At 65.2% G+C, this 18,871-nt stretch carries 32 protein-coding genes; 31 read left to right on the forward strand and 1 reads right to left on the reverse strand.

Features of this window, described 5'->3' with window-relative positions:
- The 30 genes from Q8S38_RS06295 to Q8S38_RS06440 all read left to right on the forward strand — a co-directional run.
- Positions 1-337, forward strand: a 337-nt coding sequence (locus Q8S38_RS06295) for an EF-Tu C-terminal domain-related protein (RefSeq protein ID WP_465247594.1), incomplete at its 5' end; no start/stop codon positions are given.
- An 82-nt stretch (positions 338-419) separates the two neighbouring features.
- Positions 420-728 carry a 30S ribosomal protein S10 gene (rpsJ, locus tag Q8S38_RS06300; protein WP_043237115.1) on the forward strand — a complete coding sequence of 103 codons (309 nt, stop codon included), beginning with the start codon at positions 420-422 and terminating at the stop codon, positions 726-728.
- 74 nt (positions 729-802) lie between these two features.
- A complete protein-coding gene (gene rplC, locus Q8S38_RS06305) occupies positions 803-1,528 on the forward strand; it encodes a 50S ribosomal protein L3 (protein ID WP_305679581.1) in 726 nt (241 codons plus the stop codon).
- Positions 1,528-2,148, forward strand: a complete 621-nt coding sequence (gene rplD / locus Q8S38_RS06310; protein ID WP_305679582.1) for a 50S ribosomal protein L4 — start codon at positions 1,528-1,530, stop codon at positions 2,146-2,148. Before rplC ends, rplD begins: the two co-directional genes overlap by 1 nt.
- On the forward strand, positions 2,145-2,453 hold the full coding sequence (locus Q8S38_RS06315; RefSeq protein WP_056714531.1) for a 50S ribosomal protein L23: 309 nt from the start codon (positions 2,145-2,147) through the stop codon (positions 2,451-2,453). Before rplD ends, Q8S38_RS06315 begins: the two co-directional genes overlap by 4 nt.
- Positions 2,454-2,468: 15 nt before the next feature.
- Positions 2,469-3,311, forward strand: a complete 843-nt coding sequence (gene rplB, locus Q8S38_RS06320) for a 50S ribosomal protein L2 (RefSeq protein WP_305679583.1) — start codon at positions 2,469-2,471, stop codon at positions 3,309-3,311.
- An 8-nt stretch (positions 3,312-3,319) separates the two neighbouring features.
- Positions 3,320-3,598, forward strand: coding sequence for a 30S ribosomal protein S19 (rpsS, locus tag Q8S38_RS06325; protein WP_054144265.1), 279 nt, complete (start codon positions 3,320-3,322; stop codon positions 3,596-3,598).
- A gap of 3 nt (positions 3,599-3,601) precedes the next feature.
- Entirely contained in the window at positions 3,602-3,985 is a 384-nt protein-coding gene (rplV, locus tag Q8S38_RS06330) for a 50S ribosomal protein L22 (protein ID WP_305679584.1), read from the forward strand.
- A gap of 10 nt (positions 3,986-3,995) precedes the next feature.
- Entirely contained in the window at positions 3,996-4,703 is a 708-nt protein-coding gene (rpsC, locus tag Q8S38_RS06335) for a 30S ribosomal protein S3 (protein WP_054144263.1), read from the forward strand.
- A 19-nt stretch (positions 4,704-4,722) separates the two neighbouring features.
- Positions 4,723-5,136, forward strand: coding sequence for a 50S ribosomal protein L16 (gene rplP, locus Q8S38_RS06340; protein ID WP_069055533.1), 414 nt, complete (start codon positions 4,723-4,725; stop codon positions 5,134-5,136).
- Positions 5,137-5,149: 13 nt separating this feature from the next.
- Entirely contained in the window at positions 5,150-5,362 is a 213-nt protein-coding gene (rpmC, locus tag Q8S38_RS06345) for a 50S ribosomal protein L29 (protein ID WP_305679585.1), read from the forward strand.
- A gap of 11 nt (positions 5,363-5,373) precedes the next feature.
- Complete coding sequence (rpsQ, locus tag Q8S38_RS06350) at positions 5,374-5,616, forward strand: 30S ribosomal protein S17 (protein WP_305679586.1); 243 nt, start codon at positions 5,374-5,376, stop codon at positions 5,614-5,616.
- A 209-nt stretch (positions 5,617-5,825) separates the two neighbouring features.
- On the forward strand, positions 5,826-6,194 hold the full coding sequence (rplN, locus tag Q8S38_RS06355) for a 50S ribosomal protein L14 (protein ID WP_069692145.1): 369 nt from the start codon (positions 5,826-5,828) through the stop codon (positions 6,192-6,194).
- On the forward strand, positions 6,194-6,511 hold the full coding sequence (rplX, locus tag Q8S38_RS06360) for a 50S ribosomal protein L24 (RefSeq protein ID WP_054144258.1): 318 nt from the start codon (positions 6,194-6,196) through the stop codon (positions 6,509-6,511). Before rplN ends, rplX begins: the two co-directional genes overlap by 1 nt.
- Positions 6,504-7,070, forward strand: coding sequence for a 50S ribosomal protein L5 (gene rplE / locus Q8S38_RS06365; RefSeq protein ID WP_054211871.1), 567 nt, complete (start codon positions 6,504-6,506; stop codon positions 7,068-7,070). Before rplX ends, rplE begins: the two co-directional genes overlap by 8 nt.
- A gap of 36 nt (positions 7,071-7,106) precedes the next feature.
- Positions 7,107-7,412, forward strand: coding sequence for a 30S ribosomal protein S14 (gene rpsN, locus Q8S38_RS06370; protein ID WP_054211870.1), 306 nt, complete (start codon positions 7,107-7,109; stop codon positions 7,410-7,412).
- 12 nt (positions 7,413-7,424) lie between these two features.
- Positions 7,425-7,820 carry a 30S ribosomal protein S8 gene (gene rpsH / locus Q8S38_RS06375; RefSeq protein WP_082359449.1) on the forward strand — a complete coding sequence of 132 codons (396 nt, stop codon included), beginning with the start codon at positions 7,425-7,427 and terminating at the stop codon, positions 7,818-7,820.
- Between the two features lie 33 nt (positions 7,821-7,853).
- Positions 7,854-8,387 (forward strand): 50S ribosomal protein L6, encoded by a 534-nt coding sequence (gene rplF, locus Q8S38_RS06380; RefSeq protein ID WP_305679587.1) that lies wholly within the window; start codon positions 7,854-7,856, stop codon positions 8,385-8,387.
- Between the two features lie 5 nt (positions 8,388-8,392).
- Positions 8,393-8,755 (forward strand): 50S ribosomal protein L18, encoded by a 363-nt coding sequence (gene rplR, locus Q8S38_RS06385; protein WP_305679588.1) that lies wholly within the window; start codon positions 8,393-8,395, stop codon positions 8,753-8,755.
- 143 nt (positions 8,756-8,898) lie between these two features.
- Positions 8,899-9,459 (forward strand): 30S ribosomal protein S5, encoded by a 561-nt coding sequence (gene rpsE / locus Q8S38_RS06390; RefSeq protein ID WP_054211954.1) that lies wholly within the window; start codon positions 8,899-8,901, stop codon positions 9,457-9,459.
- A gap of 10 nt (positions 9,460-9,469) precedes the next feature.
- Positions 9,470-9,667 (forward strand): 50S ribosomal protein L30, encoded by a 198-nt coding sequence (gene rpmD, locus Q8S38_RS06395; RefSeq protein ID WP_305679589.1) that lies wholly within the window; start codon positions 9,470-9,472, stop codon positions 9,665-9,667.
- Between the two features lie 13 nt (positions 9,668-9,680).
- Entirely contained in the window at positions 9,681-10,160 is a 480-nt protein-coding gene (rplO, locus tag Q8S38_RS06400; RefSeq protein WP_305679590.1) for a 50S ribosomal protein L15, read from the forward strand.
- A 121-nt stretch (positions 10,161-10,281) separates the two neighbouring features.
- Positions 10,282-11,619: a preprotein translocase subunit SecY gene (gene secY / locus Q8S38_RS06405; protein WP_305679591.1), complete on the forward strand. Its 1,338-nt coding sequence runs from the start codon at positions 10,282-10,284 to the stop codon at positions 11,617-11,619.
- Positions 11,619-12,200 carry an adenylate kinase gene (locus Q8S38_RS06410; protein WP_305679592.1) on the forward strand — a complete coding sequence of 194 codons (582 nt, stop codon included), beginning with the start codon at positions 11,619-11,621 and terminating at the stop codon, positions 12,198-12,200. The genes secY and Q8S38_RS06410 overlap by 1 nt, the downstream gene beginning before the upstream one ends.
- Positions 12,200-12,910 carry a tetratricopeptide repeat protein gene (locus Q8S38_RS06415; protein WP_305679593.1) on the forward strand — a complete coding sequence of 237 codons (711 nt, stop codon included), beginning with the start codon at positions 12,200-12,202 and terminating at the stop codon, positions 12,908-12,910. Before Q8S38_RS06410 ends, Q8S38_RS06415 begins: the two co-directional genes overlap by 1 nt.
- A 256-nt stretch (positions 12,911-13,166) precedes the next feature.
- The gene (rpsM, locus tag Q8S38_RS06420; protein WP_305679594.1) at positions 13,167-13,535 is read left to right on the forward strand and encodes a 30S ribosomal protein S13; all 369 of its coding nucleotides are present in this window, start codon (positions 13,167-13,169) and stop codon (positions 13,533-13,535) included.
- 170 nt (positions 13,536-13,705) lie between these two features.
- On the forward strand, positions 13,706-14,095 hold the full coding sequence (rpsK, locus tag Q8S38_RS06425) for a 30S ribosomal protein S11 (protein WP_054144247.1): 390 nt from the start codon (positions 13,706-13,708) through the stop codon (positions 14,093-14,095).
- Positions 14,096-14,183: 88 nt separating this feature from the next.
- The gene (locus Q8S38_RS06430; protein ID WP_305679595.1) at positions 14,184-15,200 is read left to right on the forward strand and encodes a DNA-directed RNA polymerase subunit alpha; all 1,017 of its coding nucleotides are present in this window, start codon (positions 14,184-14,186) and stop codon (positions 15,198-15,200) included.
- Positions 15,201-15,317: 117 nt separating this feature from the next.
- On the forward strand, positions 15,318-15,734 hold the full coding sequence (gene rplQ, locus Q8S38_RS06435) for a 50S ribosomal protein L17 (RefSeq protein ID WP_069055524.1): 417 nt from the start codon (positions 15,318-15,320) through the stop codon (positions 15,732-15,734).
- Between the two features lie 158 nt (positions 15,735-15,892).
- Positions 15,893-16,858, forward strand: a complete 966-nt coding sequence (locus tag Q8S38_RS06440) for a tripartite tricarboxylate transporter substrate-binding protein (protein WP_305679596.1) — start codon at positions 15,893-15,895, stop codon at positions 16,856-16,858.
- A gap of 17 nt (positions 16,859-16,875) precedes the next feature.
- Here the strand turns inward: Q8S38_RS06440 and Q8S38_RS06445 are convergent, their stop codons facing one another.
- Positions 16,876-17,295: a BLUF domain-containing protein gene (locus tag Q8S38_RS06445; RefSeq protein ID WP_305679597.1), complete on the reverse strand. Its 420-nt coding sequence runs from the start codon at positions 17,293-17,295 to the stop codon at positions 16,876-16,878.
- Between the two features lie 139 nt (positions 17,296-17,434).
- Between Q8S38_RS06445 and Q8S38_RS06450 the strand changes: the two genes are divergently transcribed.
- Positions 17,435-18,865, forward strand: coding sequence for a Do family serine endopeptidase (locus Q8S38_RS06450; protein ID WP_305679598.1), 1,431 nt, complete (start codon positions 17,435-17,437; stop codon positions 18,863-18,865).
- Positions 18,866-18,871 lie beyond the last annotated feature (6 nt).

Raw genomic sequence — 18,871 nt, forward strand, 5'->3', positions numbered from 1 at the left:
GCGCGAGGACGTCGAGCGCGGGCAGATCCTGTGCAAGCCGGGCTCGGTCAAGCCGCACACCAAGTTCAAGGCCGAGGCCTACATCCTGACCAAGGAGGAGGGCGGTCGCCACACCCCGTTCTTCACGAACTACCGCCCGCAGTTCTACTTCCGCACGACGGACGTGACCGGCGTGGTGCACCTGCCCGAGGGCACGGAGATGGTGATGCCGGGCGACAACATCGCTATGGAAGTTCACCTGATCGTGCCGATCGCGATGGAAGAGAAGCTGCGCTTCGCCATCCGCGAAGGCGGCCGCACCGTCGGCGCCGGCGTCGTCGCTTCGATCATCGCTTGAAGAGGCCAATAGCGGCTGGCGAGAGGCGTCCCACGCTTTTCGCCACTCGCCACTCGCCATTCGCCTCAGGAAGAAAAGTACCATGAACGGTCAGAACATCCGGATCCGCCTCAAGGCGTTCGACCACCGCATTCTCGACGCTTCGACGCGCGAGATCGTGTCGACCGCTAAGAGGACGGGCGCCCAGGTCCGCGGGCCCATCCCGCTGCCCACGCTCATCGAGAAGTTCACGGTCAACCGCTCGCCCCACATCGACAAGAAGTCGCGCGAGCAGTTCGAAATGCGGACCCACAAGCGGGTTCTCGATATCGTCGACCCGACCCCGCAGACGGTCGACGCCCTCATGAAGCTCGATCTCGCCGCCGGCGTCGACGTCGAAATCAAGCTCTGATTTGTTTTTAGCCGGGTCCTCTGCCTCCAGCGTTTTGGCTGGGTGAGTATGACCCCAAGGGAAGGTATGCACCGATGCGTTCCGGTGTGATTGCACAGAAAGTCGGGATGACCCGCATCTTCACCGATGCCGGCGAACATATCCCGGTCACCGTGCTGAAGCTCGATAACTGCCAGGTCGTCGCTCATCGCACGATCGAGAAGAACGGCTACGTCGCCGTGCAGCTCGGCACAGGCTTGGCCAAGGTCAAGAATGTCTCGAAGGCTGAGCGCGGCCACTTCGCCGTCGCCAAGGTCGAGCCCAAGCGCAAGGTCGTCGAATTCCGCGTGAGCGACGATGCCCTGATCCCGGTCGGCGCCGAGCTGACGGCGGACCACTTCGTCGTCGGCCAGTTCGTCGACGTCAGCGGCACGACGCTCGGCAAGGGTTTTGCCGGCGGCATGAAGCGCTGGAACTTCGGCGGTCTGCGCGCCACCCACGGCGTCTCGGTCTCGCACCGTTCGATCGGTTCGACCGGCGGTCGTCAGGATCCTGGCAAGACCTTCAAGAACAAGAAGATGCCCGGCCATCTCGGTGCGGAGCGCGTGACCACGCAGAACCTGCGCGTCGTCCAGACGGATGTCGAGCGTGGCCTGATTCTGGTCGAAGGCGCCGTTCCCGGCCATGCCGGCGGCTGGATCCATGTGCGCGACGCCATCAAGCGCGCCCTGCCCAAGGATGCTCCGCTTCCGGGCAAGTTCAAGCTGAATGGCGGCGATGCGCCGGCTCCCGCAGCCGAGACGGTTGAGGAGAACGCGTGATGAAGCTTGATATCACCACCCTCGAAGGTGGCTCGGCCGGTTCGGTCGAGCTCTCGGATGCGATCTTCGGCCTCGAGCCGCGCGCCGACATCCTGGCCCGCATGGTGCGCTACCAGCTCGCCAAGCGCCGCGCCGGCACGCACAAGTCGAAGGGCCGGTCGGAAGTCGACCGTACCCGCAAGAAGATCTACAAGCAGAAGGGCACCGGCGGCGCCCGTCACGGTGCAGCGTCGGCTCCGCAGTTCCGCGGCGGCGGCAAGGCCTTCGGTCCGATCGTGCGCGACCATGCTCACGATCTGCCCAAGAAGGTCCGCGCCTTGGCTCTGCGCCATGCGCTCTCGTCGAAGGCCAAGACCGGCGGCATCATCATCATCGATGACGCCAAGCTGGCCGAGCCGAAGACCAAGCTCCTGCTCGGCCATTTCGGCAAGATGGAGCTGTCCAGCGCGCTCGTGATCGGCGGTGCCGAGATCGACACGAATTTCGGCCTGGCTGCGCGTTCGATCCCGAATGTCGACGTCCTGCCGATCCAGGGCATCAACGTCTATGACATCCTGCGTCGCGACAAGCTCGTCCTGACGCGCGCGGCTGTCGATGCGCTGGAGGCGCGCTTCTCATGAGCCAGGCCAAAACCATGGACCCGCGCCATTACGACGTCATTCGTGGGCCGGTGATCACCGAGAAGGCGACGATGCTCTCCGAGCACAACAAGGTCGTCTTCAAGGTCGCCAAGACCGCGACCAAGCCGCAGATCAAGGCCGCGATCGAGAAGCTCTTCGACGTCAAGGTGAAGAGCGTCAACACGCTGGTCACCGAGGGCAAGATGAAAGTCTTCCGCGGTCGTCTGGGCCAGCGCGCCGACGTCAAGAAGGCGGTCGTGACCCTCGAAGAAGGTCACTCCATCGACGTGACCACGGGCCTGTAAGGAAGGATCGCAAACATGGCTTTGAAGCATTTCAAGCCGGTCACGCCGAGCCTTCGCCAGCTCGTGATCGTCGACCGCAGCGAGCTCTACAAGGGCAAGCCGCTCAAGGTGCTGACGGAGGGCAAGTCGTCCTCCGGCGGCCGTAACAATCTCGGCCGCATCACCGTCCGCTTCCGCGGCGGTGGACACAAGCGGACGCTGCGCCTGATCGATTTCAAGCGCCGCGGCAAGGATGGCATTCCCGCCGTCGTCGAGCGGCTGGAGTATGATCCCAACCGCACCGCGTTCATCGCGCTGATCAAGTACAGCGACGGCGAGCAGGCCTATATCCTGGCCCCGCAGCGCCTCGCCGTCGGCGACAGCGTCGTGTCGGGTCCCTCGGTCGACGTGAAGCCCGGCAATGCCGGCCCGATGGGCTCGCTGCCGATCGGCACGATCGTCCACAATGTCGAGCTGAAGATCGGCAAGGGTGGCCAGCTGGCGCGTTCGGCCGGCAACTACGCCCAGATCGTCGGTCGCGATCAGGGCTATGTCATCGTCCGCCTGAATTCTGGCGAGCAGCGCCTGATCAGCGGCCTGTGCTATGCTACGGTGGGCGCGGTTTCGAACCCCGACCACATGAACAGGAACGACGGCAAGGCGGGTCGCTCGCGCTGGCTCGGCCGTCGTCCGCATAACCGCGGTGTCTCGATGAACCCGGTCGACCATCCCCATGGCGGCGGCGAAGGCCGCACCTCGGGTGGCCGTCATCCGGTCACGCCCTGGGGTCTTCCGACCAAGGGCAAGAAGACCCGCTCGAACAAGCGGACCGATACGTTCATCGTGTCGAGCCGTCACGCCCGCAAGAAGAAGAACTGAGGTCCGTCATGGCGCGTTCGCTTTGGAAAGGTCCGTTTGTCGACGGATACCTTCTGAAAAAGGCCGAGGTTGCCCGTTCGGCGGCTCGGTCAGAGGTCATCAAGATCTGGAGCCGTCGCTCCACGATCCTCCCGCAGTTCGTCGGTCTGACGTTCGGCGTCTACAACGGCCACAAGCATGTGCCGGTGAACGTGTCCGAGGAAATGGTGGGCCACAAGTTCGGCGAGTTCTCGCCGACGCGCACCTTCCACGGCCACGCTGCCGACAAGAAGGCGAAGAGGAAGTAAGCCATGGGAAAAGCATCAGCCCCCCGTGCGCTGCCTGAGAACGAAGCCGTCGCGGTCGCCCGCAACCTTCGCGTCTCGCCGCAGAAGCTCAACCTCCTCGCCCAGCTCATCCGCGGCAAGAAGGTCTCGACCGCACTTGCCGATCTCGAGTTCTCGCGCAAGCGGATCTCGCTGGATGTGCGCAAGTGCCTGCAGAGCGCGATCGCCAACGCCGAGAACAATCACGATCTCGACGTCGACGATCTCGTCGTGGCCCAGGCCTTCGTCGGCAAGGCCCTCGTGATGAAGCGCTTCCATGCCCGCGCCCGCGGTCGTGGCGCCCGCATCCTGAAGCCGTTCGCGAACATCACGATCATCGTGCGCGAAGTCGCCGCGGCCAAGGCCTGAGGAGAGAACGATGGGTCAGAAAATCAATCCGATCGGGCTTCGCCTCGGCATCAATCGCACCTGGGATTCGCGCTGGTTCGCGCAGAAGGGCGAGTACGGCAAGCTTCTGCATGAGGACATGGCGATCCGCGCCTCCCTCATGAAGATGCTGAAGCAGGCCGCGATCTCCAAGATCATCATCGAGCGCCCGCACAAGAAGTGCCGCGTCACCATTCACTCGGCGCGTCCGGGTGTGGTGATCGGCAAGAAGGGCGCCGATATCGAGAAGCTCCGCAAGTCGGTGATGAAGCTGACCAAGGCGGATGTGACGATCAACATCGTCGAGGTGCGCAAGCCCGAGATCGACGCGACGCTCGTCGCCGACTCGATCGCCCAGCAGCTCGAGCGTCGCGTCGCCTTCCGTCGCGCCATGAAGCGGGCCGTTCAGTCGGCCATGCGTCTGGGCGCCGAGGGCATCCGCATCAACTGCTCGGGCCGTCTCGGCGGCGCGGAGATCGCGCGGCTGGAATGGTATCGCGAGGGCCGCGTTCCGCTTCACACGCTGCGCGCCGATGTCGATTACGGTGTGGGCACCGCCTTCACCACCTACGGCACGTGCGGCATCAAGGTCTGGATCTTCAAGGGCGAGATCCTCGAGCACGACCCGATGGCCCAGGACAAGCGCATGGCAGATGAGGGCAGCCGTTCCGGCGGTGGCCATCGTCGCGAGCATGCATAAAGGCTGATCGAGAAAAGCCATGTTGCAACCAAAGAAGACGAAGTTCCGCAAGCAGTTCAAGGGGCGCATTTCGGGCGTCGCCAAGGGCGGCACGGATTTGAACTTCGGCCAGTTCGGCCTCAAAGCCCAGGAGCCGGAGCGGGTCACCGCCCGGCAGATCGAGGCGGCCCGCCGCGCGATCACCCGTGCGATGAAGCGTGCCGGCCGTGTCTGGATCCGCATCTTCCCGGACGTGCCGGTGTCGAAGAAGCCGACCGAAGTCCGCATGGGCAAGGGCAAGGGCGCGCCTGAATTCTGGGCAGCCAAGGTCAAGCCGGGCCGGATCATGTTCGAGATCGACGGCGTGCCCGAAGAGACCGCTCGCGAGGCCATGCGCCTCGGCGCGGCCAAGCTGCCGATCAAGACGCGCTTCATCCAGCGCATCGCCGAGTAAGAGGGAGGACGAGATGAAAGCTTCGCAACGCCTGTCCGACCTGAACGCCATGAGCGTGGACCTGCTCCAGGACGAACTCCTGAAGCTCAAGAAGGAGCAGTTCAACCTGCGCTTTCAGAAGGCCACCGGCCAGCTCGACAACACCGCCCGGGTGACCGAAGTCCGCAAGGACATCGCCCGTATCAAGACGCTGCAGCGGTCCAAGACCGTCGCGGCGAGCGCCTGAGGAGTCAGACAATGCCGAAGCGCGTGCTGCAGGGCGTCGTCGTCAGCGACAAGCAGAACAAAACTGTTGTGGTCAAGGTCGAGCGGCGCTATACGCACCCTCTCCTCAAGAAGACGGTTCGCCGTTCCAAGAACTATCACGCCCATGACGAGGCGCAGGTGGTCAAGGTCGGGGATCAGGTCTGGATTGAGGAGTCCAAGCCCATTTCCAAGCTGAAAAGCTGGATTTTGCTCGACGGCGCCCCCAAGGCGTAAGTCAACGCGGTCTCCGTCGCCCGATTTTGGTCGGGCAGCGGGGAGGGCGGAATAGAAGTCGGGCATGTTTCGCCGCAAGAGTGCGTGGCACTTTTGCGGTTCGTGCTTTGTTTTGAGGCCAGGGGGCGATCGACCCCCGTCAGTCGTAGTCCCGGAGGCACTGATGCTTTCGGGAAACCGCGCTGATACACACTGGAAGGATCAAGGCCATGATCCAGGTGCAGACGAATCTCGAGGTCGCGGATAATTCCGGCGCCCGTCGCGTGATGTGCATCAAGGTTCTCGGCGGGTCGAAGCGGCGCTATGCCCGCGTTGGCGACATCATTGTCGTTTCGATCAAGGAAGCCATTCCCCGCGGCCGGGTGAAGAAGGGCGACGTCATGAAGGCGGTCGTCGTTCGCACCGCCAAGGACGTCAAGCGCGCCGATGGTTCGGTGATCCGGTTCGACCGCAATGCGGCCGTTCTGATCAACAACCAGAAGGAGCCTGTCGGCACCCGCATCTTCGGACCGGTTCCGCGCGAGCTGCGCGCCAAGAACCACATGAAGATCATTTCGCTTGCGCCAGAGGTGCTGTGATGGCTGCGAAAATCAAGAAGGGCGACAAGGTCGTCGTGCTGGCCGGTCGTGACAAGGGCAAGGCCGGCGAAGTGCTCCAGGTCATCCCGAAGGATGCCCGCGCCATCGTGCGCGGCGTCATGATGGTCAAGAAGCACACCAAGGCTTCGGCTCAGTCCGAGGGTGGCATCATCTCCAAGGAGGCCACCATCGACCTGTCGAATCTCGCCGTGGCCGACCCCAAGGATGGCAAGCCGACCCGCGTCGGCTTCAAGGTCCTGGATGATGGCCGCAAGGTCCGTTTCGCCAAGCGTTCGGGGGATCTGATCGATGGCTGAGAATCAGCAGGCGGCGCTCACGCCGCGTATGAAGCAGCACTATGAGGACGTCGTTCGTCCGGCGATGATCGCCGAGTTCGGCTACAAGAACGTCATGGAAGTGCCGACCATCGAGAAGGTCGTCATCAACATGGGCGTTGGCGAAGCGACCGCGGACCGCAAGAAGGTCGACAACGCCGCCGGCGACCTCGCGCTGATCGCCGGCCAGAAGCCGGTCATCACCAAGTCCCGTCTTGCCATCGCCGGCTTCAAGCTGCGCGAGAACATGGCGGTCGGCTGCAAGGTGACGCTGCGCAAGACCAAGATGTTCGAGTTCGTCGATCGCCTCGTCACCATCGCCTTGCCGCGGGTGCGAGACTTCCGCGGCCTCAACCCGAAGTCGTTCGACGGGCGCGGCAACTTCGCGCTCGGGATCAAGGAGCACATCGTGTTCCCCGAGATCAACTACGACAAGGTCGACCAGGTCTGGGGTATGGACGTGATCGTCTGCACGACTGCGAAGTCGGACGACGAGGCGCGCGCCTTGCTCAAGCACTTCAACTTCCCGTTCCGGCAGTGAACTCAAGCGTTCATACGCGGAAACCAGGAGAGATCGATGGCTAAGAAAAGCTCCGTCGAGAACAACAACCACCGCAAGGCTCTGGTGAAGAAATTCGCCGGCAAGCGCGCGCGGCTTCTCGCGATCGCCAATGACGAAAGCCAGTCCATGGACGAGCGGTTCCTCGCTCGCCTCAAGCTGGCCGAACTGCCGCGCAACTCGGCGCCTAACCGGGTGCGCAACCGCTGCGAAGTCACGGGGCGCCCGCGCGCCGTCTACCGCAAGCTGAAGATGTCGCGCATTGCGCTGCGCGAGCTCGGCAACAAGGGGCTGGTTCCCGGCCTCGTCAAGTCGAGCTGGTGAGGAGTACGCATCGTGATCATTGATCCGCTTGGAGATATGCTGACCCGCATCCGCAATGCGCAGATGCGGCGCAAGTCGCGCGTTTCGACCCCCGGTTCGAAGCTTCGGGCCCGCGTGCTCGACGTGCTTCAGTCCGAGGGTTACATCCGCGGCTACACCCAGACCGAATTCGGCAATGGCCGGACGGAATTCGACATCGAGCTGAAGTATCATGAGGGACTGCCGGTGATCCGGTCGATCTCGCGTGTGTCCAAGCCCGGCCGCCGCGTCTATTCTTCGGTGGAGACGATGCCGCGCGTGGCCGATGGCCTTGGCGTGACCATCATCTCGACCCCGAAGGGTGTGATGCCCGATCACCTTGCCCGCGAGCAGAACGTGGGCGGCGAAGTGCTTTGCAAGGTCTTCTGACCTTTCGCGCCGCTCGTTTTCAGGAGAAATCCAATGTCTCGTATCGGTAAGAAGCCTGTTCCGGTTCCCGCTGGCGTCACCGCCAACGTCGCCGGCCAGCTCGTCAAGGTCAAAGGCGCCAAGGGGGAGCTCTCCTTCCTGGTTCCCGATGACGTTTCGGTCGCCATGGAAAATGGCGAGATCGCGGTTCAGCCGCGTTCGCAGAGCAAGCGTGCGCGCTCGCTCTGGGGCACCTCGCGCGCCCGCATCGCCAATCTCGTCGTCGGCACCACCGCCGGCTTCGAGAAGAAGCTCGAGATCAACGGCGTCGGCTACAAGGCCGCCGTCAACGGCAAGGTTCTCAAGCTGTCGCTGGGCTACAGCCACGATATCGACTATGCGATCCCGGAAGGGGTGGCCATCGTGACGCCGAAGCCGACCGAAATCGTCATCACCGGCATCGACAAGCAGGTGGTCGGTCAGACCGCCGCTGAAATCCGCGATTACCGCGGGCCTGAGCCTTACAAGGGCAAGGGCGTCAAGTATGCCGGCGAATTCATCTTCCGCAAGGAAGGGAAGAAGAAGTAACCGCCATGAGCAAGCAGACAGACAACACTGCGCGCCGCAAGGCCCGCGTCCGCCGCGCGATCAAGGCCGTTGCGAATGGCCGCGCCCGCCTGTCGGTGCATCGCACCGGCAAGCAGATCTATGCTCAGGTCATCGACGACGTGAAGGGGGTCACCCTCGCTTCGGCGTCGAGCCTGGACAAGGACATCCGCACCGACATCAAGTCGGGCGCGAATGTCGAGGCGGCTGCCACGATCGGCAAGCTGATCGCCGAGCGCGCCGTCAAGGCGGGCGTGAAGGACGTGGTCTTCGACCGCGGCTCCTACATGTATCACGGCCGCGTCAAGGCGCTGGCCGATGCGGCTCGCGAAGCCGGCCTGAACTTCTGAGTTCGGTTCCCCCGGGCCGCCACCGCGCTTTTGGGCGCGGTGGCGGCCCGGGCTTCATCTTTTGAGACGTCGTTCCACCAGGAACGCTCGAGCGAGCGGCGCAGGGCCTGGACCCGGCGGCCGCGCAAGTAAGAGGAAAGACAATGGCGAGAGAGCCTCGTGACCGCGATCGCGAAGAGCGCGATTCGGAATTCGTGGACCGTCTGGTCCACATCAACCGCGTCGCCAAGGTGGTGAAGGGTGGTCGTCGCTTCGGCTTCGCCGCGCTCGTCGTCGTCGGCGACCAGAAGGGCCGCGTCGGCTTCGGCCACGGCAAGGCCCGTGAAGTGCCCGAGGCCATCCGCAAGGCGACGGAAGCTGCCAAGCGCGGCCTGGTCCGGATCCCGCTGCGCGAGGGTCGTACGCTCCATCACGACGTCCAGGGCCGTCACGGCGCGGGCAAGGTTGTGCTGCGCGCCGCTCCGGCCGGTACCGGCATCATCGCCGGCGGCCCGATGCGCGCCGTCTTCGAGGCGGTCGGCATGCAGGACGTGGTGTCGAAGTCGCTCGGCTCTTCGAACCCCTACAACCTCGTTCGCGCGACCTTCGATGCGTTGAAGAACGAAGACAGCCCGCGCGGTGTCGCCGCGCGCCGCAACCTCAAGGTCTCGGCCCTGCAGACGCGTCGCCGCGATGCCGGCACCGACGCCGCTGTCGAAGCGTGAGGTGGCAACCATGGCAACGTCAGACACCAAGATGGTCGTCGTCGAGCAGATCGGTAGCCCGATCCGCCGCGAGGCTTCGCAGCGCCAGACCCTGATCGGTCTCGGCCTCAACAAGATTCGCAGGCAGTCGACCCTGGTCGACACGCCGTCCGTGCGGGGCATGATCGATAAGGTCAGGCACCTCGTGCGCGTCGTCGACGCGAAGTGAGGGGTATCGTTCGATGAAACTCAACGACATCCGTGACAATGAAGGCGCGCACAAGTCGCGCATCCGTGTCGGCCGGGGCATCGGCTCCGGCAAGGGCAAGACCGGCGGCCGTGGCGTCAAGGGTCAGAAGGCCCGCTCCGGCGTGGCGGTCAAGGGCTTCGAGGGCGGCCAGATGCCGCTGTATCGTCGCCTGCCCAAGCGCGGCTTCCACAACCTCTTCGCCAAGGATCTGAACGAGGTGAACCTCGGTCGCATCCAGCAGGCGGTCGAGGCCGGCAAGCTCGATGCGAAGGGCACCGTCACGATCGAGGCGCTCGTCGCCGCGGGCGTGATCACCCGGCAGGCCAAGGACGGCGTCAAGATCCTCGGCGTCGGCGAACTCAAGACCAAGCTCGCCTTCGAAGTCTATGGCGCGTCGAAGTCGGCCGTCGAGGCGATCGAAAAGGCTGGTGGTTCCGTCACGATCCTGGCGGCTGCCGCTTCACAGGCGTGAGCCAAGAGCTTACATGACGACTCGCGAACGGCGGCCGGGCCAGAAGCCCTGGCCGCCGTTTGACTGTTTGACCGGGTGCAGACGAATGTACCCATGGATCTGAAGACCAAGGACCGGACGCATGGCATCGGCGGCTGAACAGCTTGCTTCAAACCTGAACTTCGGGGCGTTCGCCAAGGCGGACGAGCTGAAGAAGCGGATCTGGTTCACGCTGGGCGCGCTGATCATTTACCGGCTCGGCACCTATATCCCGCTGCCGGGCATGAACCCTGACGCGGTCGCCGATCTGTTCAAGCAGACCCAGACCGGTGTGCTCGGGCTGTTCAACATGTTCTCGGGCGGCGCGGTCGGCCGGTTGGCGATCTTCGCGCTGGCGATCATGCCGTATATCTCGGCCTCGATCATCATCCAGCTGCTGTCGAGCGTCGTGCCGACCTTCGAGGCGCTGAAGAAGGAAGGCGAGCAGGGCCGCAAGGTCCTGAACCAGTACACGCGCTATCTGACGCTCGTGCTCGCTGTGTTCCAGGCCTATGGCATCGGTGTCGGCCTGCAGGGCTCGGGCAATCTCGTGCTGGAGCCGGGTCCGTTCTTCCTGCTCTCGACGACGATTACGCTCGTCGGCGGCACGATGTTCCTGCTCTGGCTGGGTGAGCAGATCACCAGCCGCGGCATCGGCAACGGGACCTCGATGATCATCTTCGCGGGCATCATCGCGGAGTTTCCGTCCCAGCTCGCGCAGACGCTCGAGCTCGGCCGCCAGGGCGCGATCTCGACAGGGCTTTTGCTGCTGATCCTGGTGATGGCGATCTGCGTCATCGCGTTCTGTGTGTTCATGGAGCGCGCCCAGCGCCGGCTGCTGATCAATTATCCCAAGCGCCAGGTCGGCAACCGGATGTATGAGGGGCAGACCTCGTTCTTGCCGCTCAAGCTGAACACGGCGGGCGTGATTCCGCCCATCTTTGCCTCGTCGCTGCTGCTGCTGCCGACGACGATCGCGAGCTTCTCGCAGGCCGCCGGCGGCACCGGCTTCATGGCGACGATGGCAACCTATCTGGCCCATGGCCGGCCGCTGTTCATGATCCTCTATGCGGCGCTGATCATCTTCTTCTGCTTCTTCTACACCGCGATCGTGTTCAATCCGACGGAGACGGCCGACAACCTCAAGAAGCATGGCGGCTTCATGCCGGGCATCCGCCCCGGCGAGCGGACGGCGGAGCATATCGACCGCGTGCTGACCCGCATCACCGTGCTCGGCGCCGGCTATTTGACTATCGTCTGCCTTATCCCCGAGTTCATGATCACCTATGCCCAGATACCGATCATCCTGCTGGGCGGCACGTCGCTGCTCATCGTGGTGACGACGACGATGGATACCGTGGCGCAGGTTCACGGACATCTGCTGGCCCATCAGTATGAGGGGCTGGTCAAGAAGTCTAAATTGCGAGGGGCGAAACGCTGATGCGACTGATCTTCCTGGGGCCGCCGGGGGCGGGCAAGGGCACTCAGGCTGCGCGCATCGTCGCGAAGCACGGCATCCCGCAGCTTTCGACGGGGGACATGCTGCGCGCCGCGGTTGCGGCCGGAACGCCGGTCGGCGTCAAGGCGAAGGCGGTGATGGATGCCGGCGGGCTGGTCTCCGACGAGATCGTCATCGGCATCGTCGCGGACAGGATCGAGGAGCCCGACTGCAAGAAGGGCTTCATCCTCGACGGCTTCCCGCGGACGCTGGCGCAGGCCGAGGCGCTGGACGCGATGCTGGCCTCGAAGGGGCTCGATCTCGACACGGTGCTGGAGCTGAAGGTCGATCAGTCGAAGCTGGTCGATCGCATCATCAAGCGCGCCGAAGAGGCGAGGGCGGCCGGGCAGCCGGTCCGCAAGGACGACGATCCCGAGGTCTTCAAGACCCGGCTCGACGCCTACAACCGCGACACTGCCGTGGTCTCGCCCTATTATGCGGCTCGCGGTCAGGTGATCGAAATCGACGGCATGCAGCCGGTCGACGACGTCACGGCGGTGATCGAGCGGGCGCTGGCGGGCTGATGCGTCGGCGCAGAGTCCGGCTCGGGCTCTGCTGTCTGGCCTGGCTCGTCGCCGTGGCGCCTCTGGCATCGGCGCCGGCCTCGGCCGACAGCGTGGTTGTCGCGCCGGGCGTCTCGGTGACGCGCCGCAGCTATGATGCGCCGCTCAGCGAGCTGCCGTTCTTCGGCTTTCGCGACAAGACCGTCGATCAACTGGCCGCCGACCGGGCATTCATAGCGGCGGTTGAGGCTGCAGGCGGTCGCGAGGTCGGTTATCGCCGGGCTCTCGAACTCGCGCAGCAGGCGCTCGCCGCAAACGATCTCGCCGGCGCGGCGCGGCGCTACAATCAGGCCTTTCTGCTGATCCCGAACGCTCCCGAGATTTATCACGGCTTCGCCATCATCGTTGTCGGGCGGTTCAAGGATGCAGCCTATGCCGAGGAGCTGTTTGCCACGGCGGCGCGGCTGAGGCCCGGCGATCCCGCGATTCTCGCCGACCAGGCGCGGCTGTTCCTGATGCTCGGGCGGCCGGCCGAGGCTGTTCCCCTGCTCGAGAGCGTGGTGCGCGATCCGCAGGCCGGCGCCCTGCACTGGAGCCATCTCGGCTTCGCCTATGCCCAGAGCGGACAGGCTGCGAAAGCCTGCGACGCCCTGGCGATGGCGAGGCGCGCGCCGCCGCCGGTGGCACCGCCAAGCGATCTGACGACGCTGTCGAGGCTCGTCGCCTGTTGATGCGGTTGCGGCGAGGCCCTTGGCGGCCTGGCATGTTTCTTGACCACGGCGGGTTGACTCGTCGCGGCGCAGCGGCTAACGACCCGACTTCCGGTTGCATGCCAGCGATGCCGTTGCCTTCGAGAGAAGGGACGACGTCGCTTTCCCGCATGCGATGGGTTCAACGTTTCGCAGAGGCCGGCCTCCACCGGCGCGGAGCATCTTTAAACCGCTGGTGCGCCATTGGGCGTCTGCCGGCCGACATGGAGAGATCGTCATGGCTCGTATCGCCGGCGTCAACATTCCCACCAACAAGCGCGTCGTCATCGGCCTGCAGTACATCCACGGCATCGGCCTGGCCAAGGCCAAGGAAATCTGCACCAAGGTCGGCATCGCCGACGAGCGCCGCGTCAACCAGCTGACCGACGCAGAGGTTCTCCAGATCCGCGAGGCGATCGATCGCGACTATCTCGTCGAGGGCGACCTGCGCCGCGAAGTCTCGATGAACATCAAGCGCCTGATGGATCTCGGCTGCTATCGCGGCCTGCGCCATCGCCGTGGCCTGCCGGTTCGCGGTCAGCGCACGCACACCAATGCCCGCACCCGCAAGGGCAAGCCGAAGGCGATCGCCGGCAAGAAGAAGTGACGATCGCCGCAGGCGTTCGTCATCCTCGGGCCTGACCCGAGGATCTCGCGACGAGGGCGCCACAGTGCGCCTTCTCCTGCCTGAGATGCTCGGGTCAAGCCCGAGCATGACGGCGGACTACCTCTCCCCAGCGCCTGGCATCACGGGCGCGCTCGAAGGATGAAAGACCTATGGCTAAAGAAGCACAGCGCGTGAAGCGCCGCGAACGCAAGAACATCGTCTCTGGCGTCGCCCATGTGAACGCCTCGTTCAACAACACCATGATCACCATCACCGACGCGCAGGGCAACACGATCTCGTGGTCGTCTGCCGGCACGATGGGCTTCAAGGGTTCGCGCAAGTCGACCCCCTATGCCGCTCAGGTCGCCGCCGAAGACGCCGCCCGCAAGGCCGCCGAGCACGGCATGCGCACGCTCGAAGTCGAGGTCACCGGCCCGGGTTCGGGTCGTGAATCGGCTCTCCGCGCGCTGCAGGCCGCCGGCTTCACCGTGACCTCGATCCGCGACGTGACGCCGATCCCGCATAACGGCTGCCGTCCGCGCAAGCGCCGTCGCGTCTGACGTCTGAGCTTCGAGGCGCCCGCACCGGCGGGCGCCGGTCCGGGGCGGCCCGCCGCCGCCATTGAATTCAAGCACCAGGAGTGCGGTCGTGATCAGCAAGAATTGGCAGGATTTGTCCAAGCCCAACAAACTCGAGGTCAAGGTCGGCGACGACCCGAAGCGTCAGGCGACGGTCATCGCCCGGCCGCTGGAGCGCGGCTTCGGCATGACGCTCGGCAACGCGCTGCGTCGCGTTCTGCTCTCCTCGCTCCAGGGCGCGGCCGTCACCGCCGTCCAGATCGACGGCGTGCTGCATGAATTCTCGTCGATCCCGGGCGTCCGCGAGGACGTCACCGACATCGTCCTCAACATCAAGGCCATCGCGGTCAAGATGCAGGGCGAGGGCCCCAAGCGCATGACCCTGCGCAAGACCGGCCCCGGCACGGTCACCGCCGGCGACATCAACACCATCGGCGACGTCTCGATCCTGAACCCCGACCTCGTGCTCTGCACGCTGGACGAGGGCTCCGAGATCCGCATGGAGTTCACGGTCAACACCGGCAAGGGCTACATCCCCTCCGAGCAGAACCGTCCGGAAGACGCGCCGATCGGCCTGATCCCGGTCGACAGCCTGTATTCGCCGGTCAAGAAGGTCTCCTACCGCGTCGAGAACACCCGCGAGGGCCAGAATCTCGATCGCGACATGCTGACGCTGAACATCGAGACCAACGGCTCGGTGACGCCCGAGGACGCGCTGGCGCTCGCTGCCCGCATCCTGCAGGACCAGCTCGCCGTCTTCATCACCTTCGAGGAGCCGCGCAAGGAAGAGGCCGTCTCGACCGCGCCGCAGCTGCCCTTCAACCCGGCGCTGCTCAAGAAGGTCGACGAGCTCGAGCTTTCGGTGCGTTCGGCGAACTGCCTGAAGAACGACAACATCGTCTATATCGGCGACCTCATCCAGAAGTCGGAAGGCGAGATGCTTCGCACCCCGAACTTCGGCCGCAAGTCGCTGAACGAGATCAAGGAAGTGCTCGCCACCATGGGCCTCCACCTCGGCATGGACGTCACCGGCTGGCCGCCGGAGAACATCGAAGAGCTCGCGAAGCGCTTCGAGGAGCACTATTGATCCAGCCGGCGCGGGCTTGACCCCGCGCCAGCCTTACCCCGCCCGGCGCATGAGCGTCGGAGCATAAAGAACGGCCGTACCGTGGCACGGCGGCCGTAATCACGAAGGAGCCACCTTATGCGTCACGGTTTTCGCGGTCGTCGTTTCAACCGCTCGGTCGAGCATCGCAAGGCGATGTTCGCCAACATGTCCCAGGCCCTGATCAAGCACGAGCAGATCACCACCACGCTGCCGAAGGCCAAGGACCTGCGTCCGGTCGTCGAGAAGCTGATCACGCTCGCCAAGCGCGGCGACCTGCATGCCCGCCGCCAGGCGATCGCGCAGATCAAGGACGTCGCCCTGGTCGGCAAGCTCTTCGCGGTGCTCGGGCCCCGCTACAAGGAGCGCAATGGCGGCTATCTGCGCATCATGAAGGCGGGCTTCCGCTTCGGCGACAACGCCCCGCTGGCGGTGATCGAGTTCGTCGATCGCGACGTCGAGGCCAAGGGCAAGGATTCCGGCCCGGTCTTCACGGCGGACGACGAGGCAGCCTGAGGTTTCCTCGGTTGCCATGTTTCGAAAGGGCGGCCCTCGCGGGTCGCCCTTTTTCGTTGTCCGGACGGCTGTCATCCCGCTTGGCCGCGCATCGCCGCGCGACTAGGCTTGGCGCAACACATCAAGACGGCGTCGGGTCGCCGCGGGGGGAACAGCACATGAAGACAAACACCAAAGCCGGCCTGATCCTGGCGGCGGCCCTCGGGCTTGCCCAGCCCGCCATCGCCCAGGACAACTACCCCGCCAAGACGATCACCATGATCGTGCCCTTCGCGGCCGGTGGTTCGTCCGACGTCATCGCGCGGCTCGTCGGCGACGAGATGGGGCGCGTGCTCGGCCAGCGCATCGTGATGGAGAACATGGGCGGGGCGGGCGGTGCGACCGCCCTGTCGCGGGCCTCGCGGGCCGAGCCCGACGGCTACACCATCGTGATCGGCAACAGCGGCACCAACGCCGCCTCCTACACCATCTATCCGGACCTGAAATACACCCATGCGGATTTCGCGCCGGTCGGCCTCGTCGCCAAGACCTCGCCGATGATCGCGCTGAAGCTCGATTTCCCGGCCAAGACGCTGGCCGAGTTCGTCGCTTATGCGAAGGCCAATCCCGGCAAGATCAGCCTCGGCCATGCGGGCGTCGGCTCGTCGAACTATCTGATCTGCCGGACCTTCATCAAGGCGTCGGGCGTCGATGTCGCGCTGGTCAGCTATCGGGGTGCGGGGCCGGCGCTCAACGACCTGATGGGAGGGCAGATCGACGGCGTCTGCGACGCCGCCACATCGCTGTCGGGCGCTGTCATGGGCGAGAAGGTGAGGGCATTGGTGGTCGCGACCCCGTCGCGGCTGGCCAGCCTGCCCGACGTTCCGACGTCGGCGGAAGCAGGGCTGCCGGCGTTTCAGGCGCAGGGCTGGAATGCGATTTTCGTTCCCAAGAACACACCGCAGCCTGTGGTCGCGAAGCTCACCGCGGCGCTGAAGACGGCTCTCGCCAGCCCCAACCTGCAGGGCCGGTTCAAGGAACTGTCCTCGGTCGTGCCGAACGCGGACGAAATCACACCGGCCTTCGTTGCCACGCTGGTCCCGGCCGAAATCGAGAAGTACCGGTTGTTGCTGACCGACAAGTAAGGTCGTCGGGCCGGCGCTCAGGCCCGCTGACGCGCCAGTTCTTCGGAGAGGTCGACGAGGACGTCGGCCTCCTGTCGCGGCAGGTCGGCTTCGGGCGTCACGCCGTAGAGCCCGAAGATGAAGCTGGTCGTTTCGTCGCGCTCGGCCAGTCCCATCGACCATCGCGGAAATCTGCGCCGGTCGATGGGAGCCTTCGCCAGGAGCTGGATGGCCCCATGGCGTGGATCGGCGGCAATCCGGGTATAGGTTTCAAAGACGGCTCCGTCATCGCCTTCCAGGACCTGCGCAAAGGCGCCGGTCGTGGCGAGCAGGAATCCGGTGATGTCGTTGCCGGCGTTGAGGCGGCGGGCGCTTTCGACGATCCGGTCGATCTCGAGGTGACGATTGGCCTCGACGAGCCGGCTTTCGCTGGCATACACCAGTCGCATCAATCCCATGGCCGCTCCCTTCAGCGTGCAGTGTCGTGGTGGTCGAGGTGTCACGCCCTCTCCACCGGGCGGTGATGGGCAGCATCGGTGGATCGATGCCGGCTTTGAAACGTTGCCGCGATATCATTGTTTCATTGTGAGGACCGGAATGACCGCAGCTTTCGTGAGGATCGGCTCCTGCGCCGCTGGCGCGTTCCTGCTCGCAGCCGCCGCAGGTCTGTCGATGATGCCCGCCGCCGCGCAGGTCCGGCAGGTGCCGGAGACCCGCCAGGAGATCTCGCTGTCCTTCTCCGGCGTGGTGAAGAAGAGCGCCGGCGCCGTCGTCAACGTCTATGGCGCGCGCGTCGAGAAGCAGCCGCGCAACCCCTTCATGGACGATCCGTTCTTCCGGCGCTTCTTCGGTGATCGAGGCTTCGGCGTGCCGCAGGAGCGGGTGCAGCGTTCGCTCGGCTCGGGCGTGGTGGTCGATGCGAGCGGGCTGGTCGTCACCAACAACCACGTCATCGAGGGCATGAGCGAGGTCAAGGTCGCCTTCGCCGACAAGCGCGAGGTCGAGGCGACGATCCTGCTGCGCGATCCGCGTACCGATCTGGCCGTGCTCAAGCTCAAGAACGCCAAGGATCTTGTCCCGATCGAACTCGCCGATTCCGACAAGGTCGAGATCGGCGACATCGTGCTCGCCATCGGCAACCCCTTCGGCGTCGGCCAGACGGTGACACAGGGGATCGTCTCGGCCCTGGCGCGCACGCAGATCGGCGTCGGCGACGCGCAGTCCTTCATCCAGACCGACGCCGCGATCAATCCGGGTAACTCCGGCGGTGCGCTCGTCGACATGCAGGGCCGCGTCATCGGCATCAACACGGCGATCTTCTCGCGCTCGGGCGGCAGCCACGGCATCGGCTTCGCCATTCCCGCCGCGATGGTGCGGGTGGTCGTCGAGAGCGCCCGGACAGGCGCCACGACCGTGCGCCGGCCCTGGTTCGGCGCGCGGCTGCAGGCGCTGACGCCCGATGTCGCCGACGGACTCGGGCTCGACCGGCCGGCCGGCTCGGTCGTGGCGGGTGTCGTCGACAAGGGCCCGGCGGCGGAGGGGGGCCTGCGCCGCTCCGACGTGATCCTGGCGGTCGACGGGTTTGGCGTCGACGATCCCGAATCCTTCGGCTACCGCTTCGCGACGCGCCCGCTCGGCGGCGTCGCCTCGCTGACCGTGCTGCGCGGCGGCAAGCGGGTCGTTTTGCCGGTGAAGCTCGTGCCGGCGCCCGAACTGCGCCCGCGCGAGCCGGTGACGCTGGCGGGGCGCACGCCGCTCTCGGGCATCACCGTGATGAATCTCTCGCCGGCGCTCGCCGAGGAACTCGCGATCGACGCCGGCACCGAGGGCGTCGTCGTCGCCGCGATCGAGGAGGGCAGCACGGCCGCCCGCGTCGGCTTCCAGAAGGGCGACATCATCCAGGCGCTGAACGGCGAGCGCATGGTCAATTCGCGCGACGTCGAGACCGCGCTCAAAGAGCGCAAGCGCGCCTGGGAGGTGACGATCTCGCGCGGCGGCCAGAGCGTGACCTCGGTCTTCCCGGGATGAGCGAAG

It is taken from the genome of Allobosea sp. (assembly GCF_030695125.1).
GTDB lineage: Bacteria > Pseudomonadota > Alphaproteobacteria > Rhizobiales > Beijerinckiaceae > Allobosea.